General features: G+C 73.9%; 14 protein-coding genes and 1 pseudogene. 6 read left to right on the forward strand and 9 right to left on the reverse strand.

Going from position 1 to position 17607, the window contains the following annotated elements; genetic code table 11:
• Nucleotides 1–19 precede the first annotated feature (19 nt).
• The 3 genes and pseudogenes from ACLZN2_RS27490 to ACLZN2_RS27500 all read left to right on the forward strand — a co-directional run bounded on the left by ACLZN2_RS27490 (nucleotide 20) and on the right by ACLZN2_RS27500 (nucleotide 1814).
• The gene (locus ACLZN2_RS27490; protein WP_416981838.1) at nucleotides 20–634 is read left to right on the forward strand and encodes a vitamin K epoxide reductase family protein; all 615 of its coding nucleotides are present in this window, start codon (nucleotides 20–22) and stop codon (nucleotides 632–634) included.
• Nucleotides 635–737: 103 nt separating this feature from the next.
• A pseudogene (locus tag ACLZN2_RS27495) lies at nucleotides 738–1238 on the forward strand (cbb3-type cytochrome c oxidase subunit I); the annotation flags it as partial.
• 3 nt (nucleotides 1239–1241) lie between these two features.
• The gene (locus tag ACLZN2_RS27500; protein WP_416981839.1) at nucleotides 1242–1814 is read left to right on the forward strand and encodes a hypothetical protein; all 573 of its coding nucleotides are present in this window, start codon (nucleotides 1242–1244) and stop codon (nucleotides 1812–1814) included.
• Here ACLZN2_RS27500 and ACLZN2_RS27505 read toward each other — a convergent pair.
• The 6 genes from ACLZN2_RS27505 to ACLZN2_RS27530 form a co-directional block, all read right to left on the reverse strand.
• Nucleotides 1799–2596 carry a GNAT family N-acetyltransferase gene (locus tag ACLZN2_RS27505; protein ID WP_416981840.1) on the reverse strand — a complete coding sequence of 266 codons (798 nt, stop codon included), beginning with the start codon at nucleotides 2594–2596 and terminating at the stop codon, nucleotides 1799–1801. The two genes, ACLZN2_RS27500 and ACLZN2_RS27505, sit on opposite strands and share 16 nt — an antisense overlap.
• Nucleotides 2597–2715: 119 nt before the next feature.
• Nucleotides 2716–4560 (reverse strand): serine/threonine-protein kinase, encoded by a 1845-nt coding sequence (locus tag ACLZN2_RS27510; RefSeq protein ID WP_416981841.1) that lies wholly within the window; start codon nucleotides 4558–4560, stop codon nucleotides 2716–2718.
• Between the two features lie 248 nt (nucleotides 4561–4808).
• Nucleotides 4809–7706 (reverse strand): poly(A) polymerase, encoded by a 2898-nt coding sequence (locus tag ACLZN2_RS27515; RefSeq protein ID WP_416981842.1) that lies wholly within the window; start codon nucleotides 7704–7706, stop codon nucleotides 4809–4811.
• Nucleotides 7706–9436 (reverse strand): RNA ligase family protein, encoded by a 1731-nt coding sequence (locus tag ACLZN2_RS27520; RefSeq protein ID WP_416981843.1) that lies wholly within the window; start codon nucleotides 9434–9436, stop codon nucleotides 7706–7708. Before ACLZN2_RS27520 ends, ACLZN2_RS27515 begins: the two co-directional genes overlap by 1 nt.
• A 72-nt stretch (nucleotides 9437–9508) precedes the next feature.
• Nucleotides 9509–12010 carry a SpoIIE family protein phosphatase gene (locus ACLZN2_RS27525; protein WP_416981845.1) on the reverse strand — a complete coding sequence of 834 codons (2502 nt, stop codon included), beginning with the start codon at nucleotides 12008–12010 and terminating at the stop codon, nucleotides 9509–9511.
• Between the two features lie 71 nt (nucleotides 12011–12081).
• Nucleotides 12082–12948, reverse strand: coding sequence for a LysR family transcriptional regulator (locus ACLZN2_RS27530; RefSeq protein ID WP_416981846.1), 867 nt, complete (start codon nucleotides 12946–12948; stop codon nucleotides 12082–12084).
• A gap of 68 nt (nucleotides 12949–13016) precedes the next feature.
• Here ACLZN2_RS27530 and ACLZN2_RS27535 point away from each other — a divergent pair, with 68 nt between their 5' ends.
• Nucleotides 13017–13919 carry an EamA family transporter gene (locus ACLZN2_RS27535; RefSeq protein WP_416981848.1) on the forward strand — a complete coding sequence of 301 codons (903 nt, stop codon included), beginning with the start codon at nucleotides 13017–13019 and terminating at the stop codon, nucleotides 13917–13919.
• A gap of 4 nt (nucleotides 13920–13923) precedes the next feature.
• On the opposite strand, the gene ACLZN2_RS27540 is transcribed toward ACLZN2_RS27535, so the two are convergent.
• The gene (locus ACLZN2_RS27540; protein WP_416981850.1) at nucleotides 13924–14187 is read right to left on the reverse strand and encodes an Lrp/AsnC ligand binding domain-containing protein; all 264 of its coding nucleotides are present in this window, start codon (nucleotides 14185–14187) and stop codon (nucleotides 13924–13926) included.
• 249 nt (nucleotides 14188–14436) lie between these two features.
• Between ACLZN2_RS27540 and ACLZN2_RS27545 the strand changes: the two genes are divergently transcribed.
• Nucleotides 14437–14907 carry a hypothetical protein gene (locus tag ACLZN2_RS27545; RefSeq protein ID WP_416981852.1) on the forward strand — a complete coding sequence of 157 codons (471 nt, stop codon included), beginning with the start codon at nucleotides 14437–14439 and terminating at the stop codon, nucleotides 14905–14907.
• A gap of 34 nt (nucleotides 14908–14941) precedes the next feature.
• Here ACLZN2_RS27545 and ACLZN2_RS27550 read toward each other — a convergent pair whose 3' ends face one another.
• Nucleotides 14942–15844 (reverse strand): amidohydrolase family protein, encoded by a 903-nt coding sequence (locus ACLZN2_RS27550; protein ID WP_416981854.1) that lies wholly within the window; start codon nucleotides 15842–15844, stop codon nucleotides 14942–14944.
• 71 nt (nucleotides 15845–15915) lie between these two features.
• Nucleotides 15916–16515, reverse strand: a complete 600-nt coding sequence (locus ACLZN2_RS27555; protein WP_416981856.1) for a TetR/AcrR family transcriptional regulator — start codon at nucleotides 16513–16515, stop codon at nucleotides 15916–15918.
• A 156-nt stretch (nucleotides 16516–16671) separates the two neighbouring features.
• On the opposite strand from ACLZN2_RS27555, the gene ACLZN2_RS27560 reads away from it, so the two are divergent.
• Nucleotides 16672–17571 carry an NAD(P)-dependent oxidoreductase gene (locus ACLZN2_RS27560; protein ID WP_416981931.1) on the forward strand — a complete coding sequence of 300 codons (900 nt, stop codon included), beginning with the start codon at nucleotides 16672–16674 and terminating at the stop codon, nucleotides 17569–17571.
• Nucleotides 17572–17607: the final 36 nt, after the last annotated feature.

Here is a 17607-nt window from a genome sequence, read left to right on the forward strand (position 1 = left end):
GACCCCGACAAAGGCGCGTGTGTCACGCGGACCGGTGATCCCCGCGTCGGACGCGATCGGCGCCTCCCGCGCCCTCGCCTGGCTGCTGATCGTGACCGGAGCCCTGGGCGTCCTCGTCTCCTTCGTGATCACCGTGGACAAGTTCCAGCTGCTCCAGGACCCGACCTTCGCCCCCTCCTGCAACCTCAGCCCCGTGGTGTCGTGCTCGAACGTGATGCGCAGCGCCCAGGCGTCCGCGTTCGGTTTCCCCAACCCGCTGCTCGGCCTCGCGGCCTATCCGGTCGTGGCGTTCACCGGGTTCGCGCTGCTGGCCGGGGCCCGGTTCCGGCGCTGGTTCTGGCTCGGGCTCAACCTGGGCACGCTGTTCGGTGCGGGCTTCTGCATGTGGCTGGTGACCCAGGCCCTGTACGAGATCGGCGCGCTGTGCCTGTGGTGCTGCCTGGCCTGGACGGTCACCATCGCCATGTTCTGGTACACCACCGTGCACAACCTCCGGCACGGCGTCCTGCGGGCTCCCCGGGGGATCGTCGCGGGCGTGCGGGAGTTCCACTGGGTGGTCCCGGTCACCTGGTACCTCAGCATCGTGATGCTGATCGGGACCCGGTTCTGGGCGTACTGGCAGACCCTGCTCTGAGCCGCGGGCCCGAGAGGGTCCGTTGGTCCCAGTGCACGGGACCCGCTGAGGCCGTTCGACCCTATCGGGACCTCCCACCCCTGCGGTGATCATGTGTCGGCGGTACTTCGTCGTCGCCCACTTCCACTACACGGTCTTCGGTACGGTCGTGTACGCGATGTTCGCCGGCTTCCACTTCTGGTGGCCGAAGTTCACCGGCAAGATGCTCGACGAACGCCTCGGCAAGATCACGTTCTGGACGCTCACGGTCGGCTTCCACCTCACCTTCCTGGTCCAGCACTGGCTCGGCGCGGAGGGCATGCCCCGCCGCTACGCCGACTACCTGGCCGCCGACGGCTTCACCGCCCTCAACACCCTGTCCTCCATGGGCGCGTTCCTGCTCGGCCTGTCGATCCTGCCCTTCCTCCACAACGTCTGGAAGACCGCCAAGTACGGCAAGAAGGTCGAGGTCGACGACCCGTGGGGCTACGGCCGCTCCCTGGAGTGGGCCACCTCCTGCCCGCCGCCTCGCCACAACTTCACCAGCCTGCCCCGCATCCGCAGCGAGTCCCCCGCCCTCGACCTGCACCACCCGCAGATCGCCGCTCTCGAGGTGGAGGCCTAGGCCATGGTGCAGCCCGTCGCCGCTCTGGGTGCCGCGATGCTGACCGTGTCCGGCTGTGTCTGGTACGTACCCGCCCTCGTCGACCTGCGGGCCGGGGCCGACCGGCCCGTCTCCCGCCGCACCGCCGCGGCCGTCTGTCTGAGCGGCTGGAGCACGACCGGGGTCATCGCCCTGCTGCTGTTCCTGGTGGAGGCATGGTGGGTGCCCGTCGCCGCGGCGGTCACCGGAGCCGCCGTCACGGCGGGCCTCGGGGGCCGTGCGGTCGTACAGCGGCGGCGCGAGACACGACAGGCCGCCCGCGACTGGGCGGAGTTGCGCACGGCCCCGCGTCCGGCCGGCACCGACCGAACCAGGCACGTCGTCGCGGTCCTCCTCGCCTGCGGCCTGTTCACGGCGGCGACCACCGCGGCGACGGGGACGGCCGCGGCGGGGGAGGAGGGCACGGACTGGCTGTGGCTCGCCGTGGCCCCGAGCGGAATCGTCGCCCTGTCGATCGCCCTCGCGGCGGCGTACACGGCCCTGGCCCGCCGCCGTGCCGCAGGGGCCCAGGCCCTGGGCGACTACCGGAGGCCGTAGAAACGCAGGGGAGAGTTCGGGGCGAAGCCGATCCGGGGGTACACGGGGGCCCCGGCCACGGTCGCGTGCAGGGTGGCGCGGGTGAGTCCAGTGGCCCGGGCACCCTCGTACAGCGCCTTTCGGGTCACGGCCTCGCCGTAGCCCCTGCGTTCCCACTCCGGGGCCGTGGCGACGAGGACGACGAACAGCCGGCCGCCCGCCTCGACGGTTCCGGCGCAGGTCACCGGGGCCTCGCCCCGCAGGCCCAGGTAGGCGTGCACATCCCGTTTCCAGAGCGTGGAGCCGACGAGTCCGTCGCGCCCGTCCTCCAGGGGGAAGCCGTAGGCGCGGGAGTTGAGGTCGGCGTAGGCACGGAGGTGCTCGTCGGTGCTCACGCGGACGAACGTCAGGTCGGGATGGGCGGGTTCGGGGAGCGGGAACAGGTCCCCGGCCATGCCCGTGCCGGGGAAGGCGTAGGCGAGACCCGCCCGTTGGGCCGCCTCCGTGAGACCCGCGCGCGCCTCGGCGTCGAGGAGGTCCTCGAAGACCCACAGGAACCCCGGGTGCTTCTTGGCGCGCATGATGTCCGCCGCCTGCGCCAGCCGCCGTTGCGTCAGTGCCGCGTCCGCCCCCACCTCGGTCAGCGTGACGCAGTTCCAGAAGGCGAACCGGCAGTCCGCCCAGCGGACGGCGATCCCCGGAAGGTCCCGGACGTCCGCGCCGGCGTCACGGTCGAGCACCATGGCCCGCCAGACCGTGGCGAGTTGCTCCATCGACTCGACCGAGTCCGCAAGGGGCGTCACGTCGACTCCTTCGATCGTCTGCTCGTCGTGTGGGTGCGGCGAGGCCGTCGCGGTGACAACGACCGGGCACGGCGGAAGGGTTCGCGTGTTCCGGCCGAGCCCCGCCGACGGAACCGTCCCTAGCCGGTCGTCACGAACCGCAGACGGCGGCGGGTGCCGGGCGGGGCGTTGCGGCGGGCGCGGATCTCCTGGACGACGGCCGCGATCACGACCAGGCCCCAGGCGATGGAGTACACCGCGATCTGGCCCTCGTCGTCGAACGCCAGCCAGCCGACCCCGAGGCCGCCCAGGGTCAGACCGCAGGCCGCCGCCAGGGGCGAGGGACGCCGTCGGGCGAGCGCGCGGACCAGGCACAGTGCGCCGAGGGCGAGCAGCGGGGTGGCGACGATCTCGATGTTGTCGTGCGCGGTGTAGTCGTAGTCGACCTCTGTGTCGACATCGGCCTCGGCGGGCGAGTAACTCCCGGTGTAGTCCTCCTCGAAGAGCCGGGAACCGGACGAGTCGGGCTGCAGCGCGTAGTAGTCGTCGTAGGTCGAGTCGTAGTAGTAGAGGGTGGAGAAGTCGGACTCCGACACGGTCTCGGAGCCGTAGTCGTAGTCGTAGAACCCGCCGCCCACCGAGATGCTCGCCATGACCAGGGCCCCGGCACCCCACCACAGGAACGTCGAGGTGAGCGGGAACCAGCGGAACAGGGCGAGCCCGAGCACCGCGGTGGCCGCCCACACGCCGATGAGGGGCTCGAGGGCGTCGCCGTACAGCTCCTGGTAGCCGATGGTGACGACACCGGAGACGACGAGCCCCAGCAGCGCGACGAGCCTGCCGGTGCCGACGGAGAACCGCCGCTCAGCGGACGACGAGGTGGTGTCTGACGGCGGCTCGTCGCTGTTCACGGCGGTGGGCGCGGTCGTGTCGGCCGGCTCACCGGGTGGCGGGCCGACAGGCCTGGGCGGGGTCAGTGAGGTGCGGGTCTCCTGCTGGGCCAGCGCCGTGTGCCCCGGGCCCGTCCTGGGTTCGGCGGCCGAGCGGGCCGGCGGGACGGTGGGGGTGGGCGGCACCGGTGGCGCCGGTGGTGCGGGTGGTGTGAGGGGCGCCGCCGGGACGGGGGCGGCGGCCTGCCGGGCCGGTGCGGCCACCGGCGCGCTCAGCGCGGCGAGGGTCTCCGCCAGCGCCCCCCGCAGCTCCGCCGCGCTGCCGAGCCGCTCCTCACGGTCCTTCGCCAGGGTCCGCAGGACGAGAGCGTCGACGGCGGCCGGGATCTGCGGGCGCAGCCGGGACGGTACGACGGGCTCCTGGCTGATGTGCTGGTGCATCACCGCGAAGGGCGAGTCACCGGTGAACGGCGGGCGGCCGGTCAGCAGTTCGTACAGGAGGCAGCCGGTGGAGTACTGGTCGGAACGGCCGTCCACCGGCTGCCCCGTGAGCTGCTCGGGGGAGAGGTAGGCGGGGGTGCCCACGGTCATGCCGGTGGCGGTGAGCCGGGTGGTGGTCTCCGCGACGACCTTGGCGATCCCGAAGTCCAGGACCTTGATGTCGCCCTCGGACGTCAGCATGACGTTGGACGGCTTGATGTCCCGGTGGATGAGGCCCTGGCCATGACTGTGGGCGAGGGCGTCGGCGATGTCCCTGCCGACGGCGAGGGCCCGTTCGACCGTGAACGGCCCCTCGGCCAGCGCGTCGGTCAGCGTGCGCCCCTCGATGTACTCCATGACCAGGAACGGTGTCGTCTCGCCGTCCGTGGTGTCCTCACCGACGTCGTGCAGCACGGCGACGTTGCGGTGGTTGAGCGAGGCGACCGTGCGCGCCTCCCGTCGGAAGCGGACGCGGAACTCCTCGTGGCGGGTGAGTTCCGGCGGCAGCACCTTCACCGCCACCGTGCGGCCGAGCTCCCGGTCGGTGGCGCGCCAGACCTCCCCCATTCCACCGCGCCCGACGGCCTCGACCAGTTCGTATCTCTCCGCGAGCACCCGTATGGCTCTGCCCCCCTGATGGCATGCGGCAGCCCGACGACGGATCGGCTGCCCGAGATGTCCCCACAGCGGCAGGCGAACGCGCGGGACGACGGCACCTCCGGAACTCCCCGGTGCCGGCGCGCCTTTCGCCCAGCCGCGCGTCACACGATACTGGCGAAAATCCGCCCATGGGATATTCGCGTCTTGCCGCACAAATGTGCGTATATCGCGTGACGTCGAGGTCCCCGTGGCCCCGGCAGGGATCAGCCCGGCGTGGGAAGCGCCCCGCCCTCGACGTACGCCACCTCGACCCCGGACAGGCCCGCGAGCCAACGGTCGGTGACGCGTGCGAGCCGTTCTCCGGCCTGTGGTGACGTGTGGCCGAGTCCGATCGCGTACCGTGCGGTCGTCGCAGCGCCGGGCAACGCGCGCGGCCAGGCGTGGGCCTCCGCGAGGCCCGACTCCTCCAGCGCGCCGAGCAGGGCTCGCATCCGCCCCCGTACCCGCCCGTTCAGCTCGTCGAAGTCCTCCGGGCGCCGGTGCAGGACCGTCACCACGGCCCAGGCCGCGTGCCGGCGGTGCAGGGGCGGCGGGGACAGGAGCTCGGGCCAGGGATCCGTGCCGGACTCGGCCGCGGACTCCACCGTCTCCCAGGCCCGGTACAGCTCCTGGCCCAGCAGATCCCTTGTGCCGGCGCCGACCTGTTCAGTGCACGAGCGCACGGGGGCGCCGGGCGTCAGTACGGTCAGGGCCCCGCCGGCCGCCCCGCCGGTCGCCCGGCCGTCGCCGGTGAGGGCGACGGGTTCCCGCCAGTCCCACGCGGCCCAGGTGCCGAAGAACCGCCGCAGCAGCGCGTTGTCGTCCGCGCCCCGCGGTGCCGCCCGGACCGTACGGGCCGCGAGCACCGCCCACGCGACGCCGGGCAGCCCGCCGAACGGCGCGGAGTCCAGCCCGCGCGCCCTCGCCCACGCCTTCACCCCGCGCGCCAGCGACGCGAACCCCGGTACTCCCTCGGCGCGCACGGCCGCCAGGACCGCGTCCGCGTCGGACACCGCGCTCAGCGCGACCGCGGCGGCCTCGCCCAGCTCGGCCCGCCGGGCCACCGCGTCCTGCGCCGGCACCGGCCCCGTGGCCACGACGACCAGGTCCACGTCGAGCCCCTCGGCGCGGAACCGGAGCCCCGGCACGCGCGCCCCGACGACCTCACGGACCCGCACCGCGTCCGGCAGCACGGCCGTGACCCGCTCCCGTACGGCCGTGAGGTCGACCGTGCCAGGCAGCGCGGCGACCAGATCGAGGTCGGCGCCGGCGAGCGCGCAGCCCATGCGCCGGGACCCGGCCACATGGACGACCCCGTCGGCGAACGCGTCCGTCAGACACCGCACGACCCGCCCGGCCGCCGCCTCGTCCGCGGTGGGCAGGACACCCGGGCCGACGGCGGGCGCGGCCCAGTCCTCCCAGTCCCGGTCGGGCCGGCCGACGGCAGGCTCGGGAAGCCAGCGCACCTCGCCGGTGCCGAGGGCGACCGTGGCCCGCGGCCGCATCGGCTCGTCGCCCCGCCGGGACAGCAGGACCAGCTCGCCGACCCGCGCGGACACGGGGGACAGACGGGCCGCGCAGTCGGCCTCGACCGCGTGCGGGTCGGCGGTCCGGCCGAGGCTCAGGTGCGGGGTGAACCCTTCGTGGCGTCCCCGGCAGCGCGGGAAGCGCCGTCCGAGTGCCTGCCACAGCTCCGCCCACGGCGTCTCGTCGGCCGCGGCCGGGTCCAGCCACACGGTGGCGCCGTGCCGGTGCCCGAAGGTGTGCAGCCCGTCGAGCCGTGCCGTGAACGGCTCGACCTGCGCGGCCGCCGCGGCGAGCAGCGGCGCCGCCCGCTCGAACTCCGCCTCGGGGACGAAGCCGAACAGCACGTTGACATGCGGGGGCCAGCGCCGGATCTGCACGTCGTGGTCCCGCCGCACATCCTGGATCGCCGGCCACAGCTCGCGCGGCGGAACCCACGCCAGCGCCGTGCGGGGCGTCGGCGCGAGGTCGAGCACGTCGACGGGCGCACCGGTGCCGCAGTACAGCTCGGCGGCGACCCCGTAGTGGTCGGAGACGTACAGCCCCTGCGGGGTGGGCGTGTCGCCGAGCAGTGCCGCGCCGGTCACGCGCGGGCCGTCGGCGGGGCGCACGAAGACCCGGTCGAGGCGGGAGGCCCGGCCGCTGAGGGAGGAGACGGCGGCCAGCGGGTTGACGCCGGGGTCGAAGGTGGGGGAGTCGCCGCCCGGGCCGTGGGTCTCGGTCCAGGCGTCGAGCATGCCGAGGGCGCGGGCCGGGCCGGGGCCGCCGTCGTTGAAGTCGCCGGCCAGGACCAGGCCGCCCGCCACGCCCGACAGCCCCTCGCCGAGCCGGGTCAGTTCGGCGGAGCGCCGGGCCGGTCCGTCCTCGGAGTGGTCGCTCGTCAGATGGGTGGCGGCCACCGTCAGCGGCCCGGACGCGGTGTCCACGACGAGGGCGGTGACGGCCTTGTGGTGCCCGAGGACGTGCACCGCCGCCTCCCGTACGGGAAGTCTGCTGAGCAGGAGCAGCCCGCACTCGTCGACGTCCTTCCCGTAGGGGTCGGTGCCGACGGTGTACCCGGCCCGAACCCATGCCGCTTCCAGCAGCAGGGTCAGCAGTCCGGCCTCGACCTCCTGCAGGGCGATGACGTCCGCGTCGGCGCGCTCCAGCGCCTCCAGCAGCAGCGGGCGGCGCCGGGCGGTGTCGATGCGATGGCTGTCGTAGCGGTCCCAGAGCGTGTTCCAGGTCAGCATCCGCACCCGGTCGCGCCCCGCGTCCCGCGCGGGCGAGGGGGCGGGCCTCCACCGTCCGGCCGCCGCGTCCCAGGCGTGCGGGGTGCGCGCCGTGAAGAAGGGTGCCCGCAGCCGTCGCGCCTCGCGCACCCGGCCGGCACCGGAGGCGTCGATGCGGTCCACACCCGTGGCACGGTCCCACACCAGCTCACCGTCCGCCTCCACGAACAGCACCCGGTGCCAGGGGATCTCGCCGCCGGGCACGAACGCGGGCAGCGGCACCCGCTTGGGCGCGGCATGACGCTGGTTGATGCCGAGCACGAACCGCGCGGGGTCGAACCGCGGATCCCAGCGCACCCGGTGATAGATCTCCTCGCTGGTACGCATCAGGCGTCCTCCCCCTCCAGTGTGCCGTCACGGTCCCCGACGGTCCCGTCCGCGCCGACGTACCAGGTCCGGTGCGCCTGGCCGGGATACGGCGGCACGAACCGGCGCAGCTGCCCCGTCAGCACGTCCGCCGGCACCGGGTGCGCACGGTCGGCGTTGCGGCGTACGAGCTCGTCCTCGTCCGTGACCAGCACGGCATGCGTGACCAGCGCGTCGCGGCGGCGCGCCACGGTGTGCACCAGGGACCGCTGGTGCGGGTTGAGCGAGGTGGCGTCCCACACCACCGTGCCCGCACCGGACGCGAGCTCCTTCTCCAGCCGCCGCAGGCCCTCCCGCAGCACCTCCCCGTTGGCCCCCTGGTCCCCGCGGGCACCGCGCGCCTCGCGCAGCCCGTCCAGCGAGACGCACGCCGAGACGCCCTCCAGCCGCGCCGCGAAGGCGCTCTTTCCGCTGCCGGACGGGCCCACGAGATGCACCAGCCGCGGAAACTCCCCGCCCCGCCACCGCCAGGTCGCGGCGACGGCCTCCTCCACCGTGGAGATCCGCCCCCGGGCGTACGCCTCCCGGGCCTCCGCCCAGCAGCGGTCGGCCGCCGCGCCGCCGACCCCGTCGCGCTCCAGCGCCTCGCGCAGCCCGGCCCGCAGCGTGCCGAGCGGCGCCGCGCCGAACAGTCCCGCCTCCTGCGCGTGCAGCGCGGACCACTCCACCTGCTCGCGCGCCTGATCGTCCCCGGCGGCCGCCCCGGCGACGGCGTGCAGCACCCCGAGATCGGCCGCGAACGACATCCGTACGAGCCCGGCCCGCCGCTCCTCGTCCGGGTACGGCCGGTGCAGCGCGCCGTGCAGCCCCACCAGATCGGCGACGCGCCGCGCGAGCGGCACACCGAGCGGCCCGGCGGCCCGGCTCAGCAGCCCCGCCCGGGGCGCGCGACGCAGCAGCGCGGCCAGTACCCCCGCGAGCCGTCCGTCTCCGCCGCGACCGAGCACGTCCAGCCGGGCGCCCACCTCCGCGGCGGCGTCCGCGTCCGCGGGGAGGCCGGTCGTGCCGAGCAGCGCGGCCAGCGCCTCCGCGTCCGGCGCCGCCCCGGACCGTACGGCCCACAGCGGGGCCGCCGGGCCGAGCCCGTTCTCCACGACGGCCGCGTGCATCCAGTGCGTGTCCGTCGTGACATGCCCGGACCGCACCCACTTGGCGACCCGCCCGGCGAACTCCGCCCGGGCGAAGCCCCCTGCGGTCCGTACGACGAACCCCTCCTGCCGCCCGGTCTCCACCCGCAGCCGCCGCAGCGCCCGTTCGTCGAACACCCCGCGCCACAGCACCGGCGGCACGGGCACACCCAGCCCGCGCAGGAACCGCACGGTCTCGTCCCAGCCCAGGCACCGGCCGTGCGCGTCCCACACGGAGAAACCGTAGAAGTAGCTGTCCAGGGTGTCGTACGGGATGGAGTGCCGCGCGTACATGTTCTCGCCGCACACCCGCCACCCCGCCGGTATCCGAGCCCCGACGCGTCCCTGGAGCGCCTTGACCCACGCCCGGGACGGATGGTGCGCGGAATCCACGGACCGCGCGTGCAGCCCGTCCGCGTACAGCGTCGTGTTCTCCCCGTCGAGCTTCTCGGTGACGACGACCTCCCGCCCGGCGAACCCCTCCAGGCTCCCGGCCCGCACATCGTCGGCGGAGACGCCGGGTGACCAGGGCAGATGAGGAGTCCGGGGGTAGGCGGTGCGCATGGCGGCCACTATAGGAGCGCGGGAAACGGCCCCTCCAACGGTTAAACGGTCCCTCCAACGGTTTAAGGGCCGTCACTCGTCCAGGCTCAGGGACGCCCAGATGGTCTTGCCGGTGCCGGTGTGGCGGGTGCCCCAGGCGCGGCTGAGCTGGGCCACGAGGAGGAGGCCCCGGCCGCCCTCGTCGTAGGTGCGGGCGCGGCGCAGGTGCGGGGCGGTGTCGCTGGCGTCCGAGACCTCGCAGATGAGCCGGCGGTCGCGGAGCAGGCGGAGCCGGATGGGCGGTTCGGCGTGCCGGATCGCGTTGGTGACGAGTTCGCTGACCACCAGCTCGGCGACGAAGGACACCTCCGGCAGGTCCCACGCGTCGAGCCGGGCCGTGACGAGCCTGCGGGCGCGGGACACCACGGAGGGGTCCGCCGGCAGGTCCCAGGAGGCCACGCGCCCGGGGTCGAACACCCGGGTGCGGGCGAGGAGCAGGGCGATGTCGTCGCCGGGGTCCTCCGGCGGCACCGAGGCGAGCAGGGCATCGCACACCTCGTCCAGCGACGCGGCCGGGCGGGCGAGCGCGCGGCGCAGGCGTACGGTCCCCTCGTCCAGGTCCTGCTCGCGGGACTCGACCAGCCCGTCGGTGTAGAGAACGAGCAGGCTGCCCTCCGCGAGGACGATCTCGGTCGTCTCGAACGGCACCCCGCCCAGTCCCAGCGGGGGCCCTGGCGGTACGTCCGGGAAGGCCACGTCTCCCGCCGGGCCGACGACGGCGGGTGCCGGATGCCCTGCGCTGGCCAGCGTGCAGGCGCGGGAGACCGGGTCGTAGACGGCGTACAGGCAGGTGGCGCCGAGACCGGCCGCCATCTCGGTCGCCATCTCGGTCGCCCGGTCGGGCGGTACGTCGTCCTCGGGGGCCGCGTCCACGGAGAGCCGGATGACCAGGTCGTCGAGGTGGGTGAGGAGTTCGTCGGGCGGCAGGTCGATGTCGGCGAGGGTGCGGACGGCGGTCCGCAGCCGCCCCATGATCGCCGAGGCCTGGATGCCGTGCCCGACCACGTCGCCGACGACCAGCGCGACCCGGGCGCCGGACAGCGGGATCAGATCGAACCAGTCGCCGCCCACCCCGGCCAGGGTGTCCGAGGGCAGATAGCGGAAGGCCGCCTCCACCGCGGCCTGGGCGGGCAGCCGCTGGGGGAGCAGGGTCCGCTGGAGCGTCAGCGCGGTGTCCCGTTCACGGGTGTACCGGCGCGCGTTGTCGATGCAGACCGCGGCCCGCGCGGTGATCTCCTCGGCGAGCAGCAGATCCGCCTCGCCGAAGGACTCCGGCCGCTGATGGCGGACGAAGACGGCCACGCCCAGGGTGTGGCCACGGGCGTTGAGCGGCACCGCCATGACGGAGTGGATGCCGAAGGCCCGGACGGCGGCCAGCCGCCCGGGGTGTCCCGCCCACCAGTCGGCCGACCACGGGTCGAACTCGGCCCGGAGCACCGCCCGGCCCGTGGCCAGGCACTGGGCCGTCGGGGAGTCCGCCGGCCAGCTGTCCACCTCGCCGGGGCGCAGCACCGCCTCGGTGACACCCGGCAGCACCGACTGCTGGGCGGCGCGCCGCAGCCGGAACACCCCCGCCGGCGCGTGCTCGTACGCGGCCTCCCCGGCTTCGGCGCGCTCGACGTCGGGGAGCAGTTCGACGGTGACGAAGTCGGCGAACCCCGGGACGGCGACATCCGCGAGTTCCTGCGCCGTGAGGGTGACGTCCAGCGTGCTCCCGATGCGGGCACCGGCGTCACTGAGCAGGTGCAGCCGTTGGTGCGCCCAGTACTGGTCGGTCCGGTCGTGCGCCGACAGGCCCACCCCGCGCAGGACGCCGTGCTCGTCCGTCAGCGGGAACAGCGAGAGCGACCAGGCCTGCCTCCTGGGCTCGCCCGCGACCCGCACCTGGACCTCGACGTCCTGCGGCCGGCCCGTCCGCATCACCTCCGCCATCCGGCGCTCGACCCGGTCGAACTCCGGATGGGCCATGATCTCGGCGTGCCGGAGCCCGCGCATCTCCTCCTCGCCGAGGTTCATCGCGCGCTCGGCGAAGCGGTTGGCGTGGACCAGGCGCAGCCGGGTGTCGTACAGCTCCATCGAGCAGCAGGACGCCTGACGGAAACCCCACGCGGCCAGCTCGTCGGAGTCCGGGGCGGACACGGCACCGGCGAGCGCGGACAGCACCAGCCAGTCCGAGCCGCCGCCCTCCACCGTCCGGTGGTGGGCGAGCAGCCGGACCTCCTCGACGTGCCCGTCCCGGTGGCGCAGCCGGACCGTCCCCGTCCACCTCGGCAGACCCGGCAGCCGGCGCAGCGTCTCGCCGGGAATCTCCCCGTCGACCAGGCCGGCGGCCGGACGACCGACGATCTCCGCGGCCGGGTGGCCGAGCAGTCGGCGGGCGCCCTCGTTCCACTCGGTGACCGTGCCGTGCTCGTCGACGACGGCACGGGCCGTCAGTTCCTCGCCGGGCACGTGGAGCGGCGCGTCCGGCGGTGGGTCTCCGTCGGAGTGCGTCCGTCCCACCCCCGTGTCGTCCACCCCCGTGTCGTCCACCACCGTCTCGCCTCCGCCCGTGCGAGCCTTCCCTTCCTCCCCATACTGCGCGGCCGGTGCCTCGGGGCGCGAGGTCAGCCCTCGCGGTACAGGGCGGTGAGCAGCTCGATGGCCTGTTGGGCGGCCGGGTGGGGATCGTCCCGCCACCAGGCCAGACGTACGGCGATGGGCTCCGCGTCGCGGACCGGCCGGTAGACGACGCCCGGCCGCGGGTACTGGTGCGCGGTGGACTCCGCCGTCACGCCGACACCACGCCCGCCGGAAATCCCGTTCAGCCAGTCGTCGACGTCGTGGATCTCCTCGATCGCCGGGCGGGAGCCCGCCGGCCACAGTTCGGGGGTGGTGGTGCCGGTCCGGCGGTCGATGAGCAGCGTGCGCGCGCTGAGGTCGGCGAGGCGCAGTGAGCGCCGCGTGGCCAGCGGATCGTCGGACGACAGAGCGCACAGGCGCCGTTCCAGGCCGACGATGGCCGAGTCGAAACGGCGGTCGTCCAACGGCCTGCGGACGATGGCGAGGTCGCAGACCCCCTCCACCAGCCCGGCGCTGCCGGAGTTGCGGCGGACCAGATGCAGATCCGTTCCCGGGTGCTCCTGGGCCCAGCGGCGCTGGAACGCGGGCGTGTGCCGGCCGAGCGCCGACCAGGCGTAGCCGATCCGCAGTCCGGTGTGCCCCGAGGTGGCCGTCCGGACCAGCCCCTCCACCTCACCGAGCACCCGCCGGGCGTGCGCCAGCACCCGCAGCCCGGTCGGCGTCGGCGCCACCTCGCGTGAGGTGCGCCGCAACAGCCGTACGCCCAGACCGCGTTCGAGCGAGGCGAGATTCCGGGACACCGCCGCCTGGGAGACGCCCAGGGCGATGGCCGCGTCTGTGAAGCTGCCCTCGTCCACGATGGCGACGAGACACCGCAGCTGCCGGACCTCTACATCCTTGCCCGATTCCATAACCGAAGCGTATAGATGGTTTCGCCGACGCATTTTGCGCATGGGGCGTCGCGCAGCACGATCCGAGCATGGACAGCCCCTCCACCGCCCTCTCCGGGTCTCCCGCCCCCGCCCTGCGTACGACGGCCCCCGAGCCGGTGCGCGGACGGTCGGCCGGCGTGGCCACCATGGTCGGCAGCGGTCTGTCGAACCAGGTGGGCGCCGCGATCGGCTCGCTCGCCTTCCCCGTCCTCGGCCCGCTGGGCGTCGTCGCCGTCCGGCAGTACGTCGCCGCGCTCGTCCTGTTCGCCGTCGGCCGCCCCCGGCTGCGGGACTTCACCTGGGCGCAGTGGCGTCCGGTGCTGGGGCTGGCCGTCGTCTTCGGCACGATGAACCTCTCCCTGTACACCGCCATCGACCGGATCGGCCTCGGACTGGCGGTGACGCTGGAGTTCCTCGGCCCGCTGACGATCGCCCTCGCCGCCGCACGGCGTCGCGTCGACGCCCTGTGCGCGGTGCTGGCGGCCGCGGGCGTCGTCACCCTGATGCGTCCCCAGCCGTCGACCGACTACCCCGGGATGGGCCTGGGCCTGCTCGCCGCCTGCTGCTGGGCGTCGTACATCCTGCTCAACCGCAGCGTCGGCCGCCGGATCCCGGGAGCGCAGGGCTCCGCCGCGGCGGCCGGGGTCTCCGCGCTGACGTTCCTGCCGATCGGCGTGATCCTCGTCCTGCACCGCACGCCGAGCGCCGAGGCCGTCGGCTACGCCGTCGCGGCCGGTGTGCTCTCCTCGGCGGTGCCCTACCTCGCCGATCTGTTCACGCTGCGCCGGGTGCCCGCCCAGGCCTTCGGGCTGTTCATGAGCGTCAACCCGCTGCTGGCCGCCCTCGTGGGCCGGCTCTTCCTCGGCCAGGACCTGGGTCCGACGGAGTGGGCGAGCATCGGCGCCATCGTCGCCGCCAACATGCTGAGCATGCTCGTACGACACCGGTGAGCTCTCAGGGTTCGACCGCGCGGCCGGGGTCCAGCGCCACCTCGTGCAGGACGAGCCGGCTGCGTACCTCGCGCACGCCCAGCTCCGCCTTGAGACGGTCCACCACCGTCTCGAACTCGCGGGCGTCGGCACACGCCACCCGCAGCTGGAAGTCGTACTCGCCGGTCATGCGCACGGCGCTGATCACCTGCGGCACATCGGCGAGCTGCTCCTCGAAGGCCCAGCGGTCCACCGCCTCGCGCAGCCGGATGTCGCTGATCAGCTGCATGCCACGGCCGAACGCCGCCAGATTCAGCTCGGCCCGGTAGCCCTGGATGACGCCCGACGACGACTGGGCCGTGCCTCGCCGTGACCTGGATGAACTCCGGCCCCGCGACGACTGCGTCGGCCGCCCGGGGCGGCGTCGCCGGAATGCTGGTCGTGGCCTGCTACACCCTCGCCTACGTGCGGCTCGCCCCGGCCCGCCAGTCCGGCGCCGACGCTCCTGCTCGCCCTGCTCCGCGCGCTCGTCGCGGCCGTGGTCGGGTCGGCCGTCGGTCGTGTCCGGCTGTCCGCCGCGCTGACCTCGTCGGTGATCGTCGCAGGGCTGCTGACCTGGCCCGACGCCGATGCCGACGGCCCTGCGCCGGCTCGCGTCCGGCGGTGGGAGATACCGACGCGGATGGCCTTGTCCGGCGTGATCGTGGTGGCGGCACTGACCGCGACCGCCGCGATCGGGCCCCTGGCCGGGGGCGTCCTGGCCGCGCTGCCGGTGCTGTTGTCCGTCATGGGCCCCTCGATCCACCGCACGGCCGGGGCGGCCGCCGCGGCCGACCTGATGCGCGGCGCGCTCACTTCCGTCGCCGGAACCCTGGGCTTCCTGCTGGTCCTCTGTTTCGCGCCGCACACGCCAGGACCGGTCGCCGCGTTTCCGCTCGCCCTGATCGCGTTCGCGGCGACGGACTCGCTGGTGCGGTACGGCCTTGCGCGCGGGTCCGGCACACGGTGACGGTGGCCCGCCCCTGACCCCGCCCCCGCCCCCGTCACAGTCCGAACAACCGCGCGCCGTTGTCATGGCAGACGCCCCGCAGCCACGCGTCCCCGAGTTCCAGGCGTTCGAGGGCCTCCAGTTGGTGGACGTACGAATAGGGGATGTTGGGGAAGTCGCTGCCGAGGAGGATGCGGTCGGCGAGGGCGGACAGACGGGGCAGGGACCGCCGGGGGAAGGGCGCGAAGCGGTTCGAGAAGTCGGTGAAGGCCATGGTGGTGTCGAGTCTGACCTCCTCGTACCGCTCGGCGAGGGTGAGGAAGTCCTCGTACTCGGGCATGCCCATGTGTGCGACGACCAGCCGGAGACGGGGGTGGCGGGCGAGTACGCGCCCCACCCGCTCGGGTCCGGTGTACTTGCCGGGCGCGGGGCCCGAACCGCAGTGGATCACGACGGGGATCCCGGCCTCGGCGAGCAGCCCCCAGGCGGTGTCGAGGAGTTCGTCGGCCGGGTCGTACGCCCCCACCTGCACATGCGCCTTGAAGACGCGCGCACCCGACTCGATCGCCTCCCGGACGTACGCCTCGGCCCCCGGCTCGGGGAAGAGGGTGGAGGTGTGGAGGCAGTCGGGGGTGCGGCGGGCGAAGTCGACGGCCCAGGTGTTGAGCCAGTCGGCCATGCCCTCCTTGTGCGGATAGAGCATCGAGGTGAAGGCACGGACACCGAAGTCCCGGAGCACGGCGAGGCGTTCGGCCTCCTCCGCGCGGTAGGTGATGGGCCACTCGACGCCACCGGTCAGCGGGCCGACCGAGTCGAAGTAGCTCCATACCTTGCGCAGCACGCGCTCGGGCATGAAATGGACGTGCACGTCGACCAGGCCCGGCAGCCCGAGCCGCTCCCAGAACCGCCGGACGATGACCGCCTCGCTCGCCCAGTCGTGCGTTTGTGCGTCAGTCATGTGTCCTCTCGAACTGCTCGAACTGTCGGGAGTGCGGGGGCGGGCCGGGCGGGCCGGGCGGCCCCGGGTGGTCAACCGGCCGTGTGCACGACCGCGGCGTCGAGGAGCGGTCCCAGTTCCCGGGACACGGTCGTCAGGGCCCGGACGTCCTGTTCCGCCCGGGCCATGAGGATCGCACCCTCCAGGGAACTGATCATCAGGGTGGCGAGTGAGCCCGACCGCTCCCGCGGAACGCCCATGTCCGTCAGGGCCGCGGCCACCGGACCGGTCCAGGCGGCGAAGGCGGCGGCCGTCGCCTCCCTCGTGGACGCGGTGGTCTCGGCGCAGTCGACCGTCGCGGCGGCCACCGGGCAGCCGCCCGCGAAGCCGGCGGACTCGTACTCGTCCGTCCACTGGCGCACCATCCCGGCGAACAGCCCGCTCGGTGTCGGCTCCGGCAGGGCGGCCAGGAAGCGGGCGACACGGTGGGCCGCGTACCGTCCGGCCCAGCCCACGGCCTCGTTGACCAGTTGTTCCTTGCCGCCGGGGAAGTAGTGCTGGAGCGACCCGCGCGGTGCTCCGGCATGTGCGGCGACCTCGCGCATCCCGGTGGCGGCGACCCCGCCGCGCCGCAGGAGCTGGGCCGCGCTGAACACCATCCGCTCACGCGGACCGCGTTCGGATGTCGTCATACCCGACCTCCTTCCTCCACTCGTTCGCCCCACTCGGACGTGCCGGGACACATCCTATGACCACCGTCATAGTGCGGGTTATCTATGACCGCTGTCATAGTGGCGTGGAGAAGGCTCGACGTGACGCAGAACGTGACGAAGAATCGGCGGTGCGGCGTGTACGTGGGTTTCATCGGTCTCGGTGTGATGGGGCAGCCCATGGCCCTCAACCTCGCCCGCGCGGGAACTCCCCTCGTCGTCTGGAACCGCACCCCCGCCCGCTGCGAGCCCCTGCGCACCGCCGGTGCCGAGATCGCGCAGGGCCCCGCGGAGGTCTTCGGGCGAGCCGGGACCGTGATCCTGATGCTCGCCGACGAGAGCTCTCTGGACGCGGTCCTGTCCCGTGGCACCCCGGACTTCGCCGCCCGCGTGCGCGGCCGCACCGTCGTGCACATGGGCACCACCTCGGCCGAGTACTCCGCGGAGCTGCGGGACGCCGTACACGCGGTGGGCGGGAGGTACGTCGAGGCCCCGGTCTCCGGTTCCCGGGTCCCCGCCGAGCGGGGTGAGCTGGTGGGGATGCTCGCGGGACCCGACGACGCGGTGGCGGCCGTACGACCCCTGCTCGCGCCCCTGTGCCGTGAGACGTTCGTCTGCGGTGACGTACCGGGCGCCCTGCTGATGAAGTTCTCGGTGAACCTGTTCCTGATCACCCTGGTCACCGGTCTGGCCGAGGCGTTCCACTTCGCCGGCCGGCACGGGCTCGACCAGGGGCTGCTGCGGGACGTCCTGGACGCGGGCCCCATGGCCAGCGCCGTCTCCCGGATCAAGGGACCCAAGCTGCTCGACCGCGACTTCGACGTCCAGGCCGCCGCCGCGGACGTCCTGAAGAACAACCGGCTGATCGCCGAGGCCGCCCGCCGGGCCGGGACGGCGTCCCCGCTCCTCGACGTATGCCACGCCCTGTACGGCGAGACCGTCGCCCTGGGGCACGGCGGCGAGGACATGGTGGCCGACCTGTACGCGCTGGAGGCCAGGACCCGCTTCGGCAACCGTCCCACCCGCAAAGGACTTTGACGGGATCCGGACTCGGAACCTCCGGTCATGTCCCTT

The sequence above is a fragment of the Streptomyces sp. T028 genome (assembly GCF_048159505.1).
Classification (GTDB): domain Bacteria; phylum Actinomycetota; class Actinomycetes; order Streptomycetales; family Streptomycetaceae; genus Streptomyces.

Excerpts from the sequence above, each read along its gene's own strand:
- ACLZN2_RS27500 (WP_416981839.1), top strand. The coding sequence starts at position 1,242 with ATGGTGCAGCCCGTCGCCGCTCTGGGTGCCGCGATGCTGACCGTGTCC.
- ACLZN2_RS27515 (WP_416981842.1), bottom strand. The coding sequence starts at position 7,706 with ATGCGTACCAGCGAGGAGATCTATCACCGGGTGCGCTGGGATCCGCGG.
- ACLZN2_RS27520 (WP_416981843.1), bottom strand. The coding sequence starts at position 9,436 with ATGCGCACCGCCTACCCCCGGACTCCTCATCTGCCCTGGTCACCCGGC.
- ACLZN2_RS27530 (WP_416981846.1), bottom strand. The coding sequence starts at position 12,948 with ATGGAATCGGGCAAGGATGTAGAGGTCCGGCAGCTGCGGTGTCTCGTC.
- ACLZN2_RS27535 (WP_416981848.1), top strand. The coding sequence starts at position 13,017 with ATGGACAGCCCCTCCACCGCCCTCTCCGGGTCTCCCGCCCCCGCCCTG.
- ACLZN2_RS27540 (WP_416981850.1), bottom strand. The coding sequence starts at position 14,187 with ATGCAGCTGATCAGCGACATCCGGCTGCGCGAGGCGGTGGACCGCTGG.
- ACLZN2_RS27550 (WP_416981854.1), bottom strand. The coding sequence starts at position 15,844 with ATGACTGACGCACAAACGCACGACTGGGCGAGCGAGGCGGTCATCGTC.
- ACLZN2_RS27555 (WP_416981856.1), bottom strand. The coding sequence starts at position 16,515 with ATGACGACATCCGAACGCGGTCCGCGTGAGCGGATGGTGTTCAGCGCG.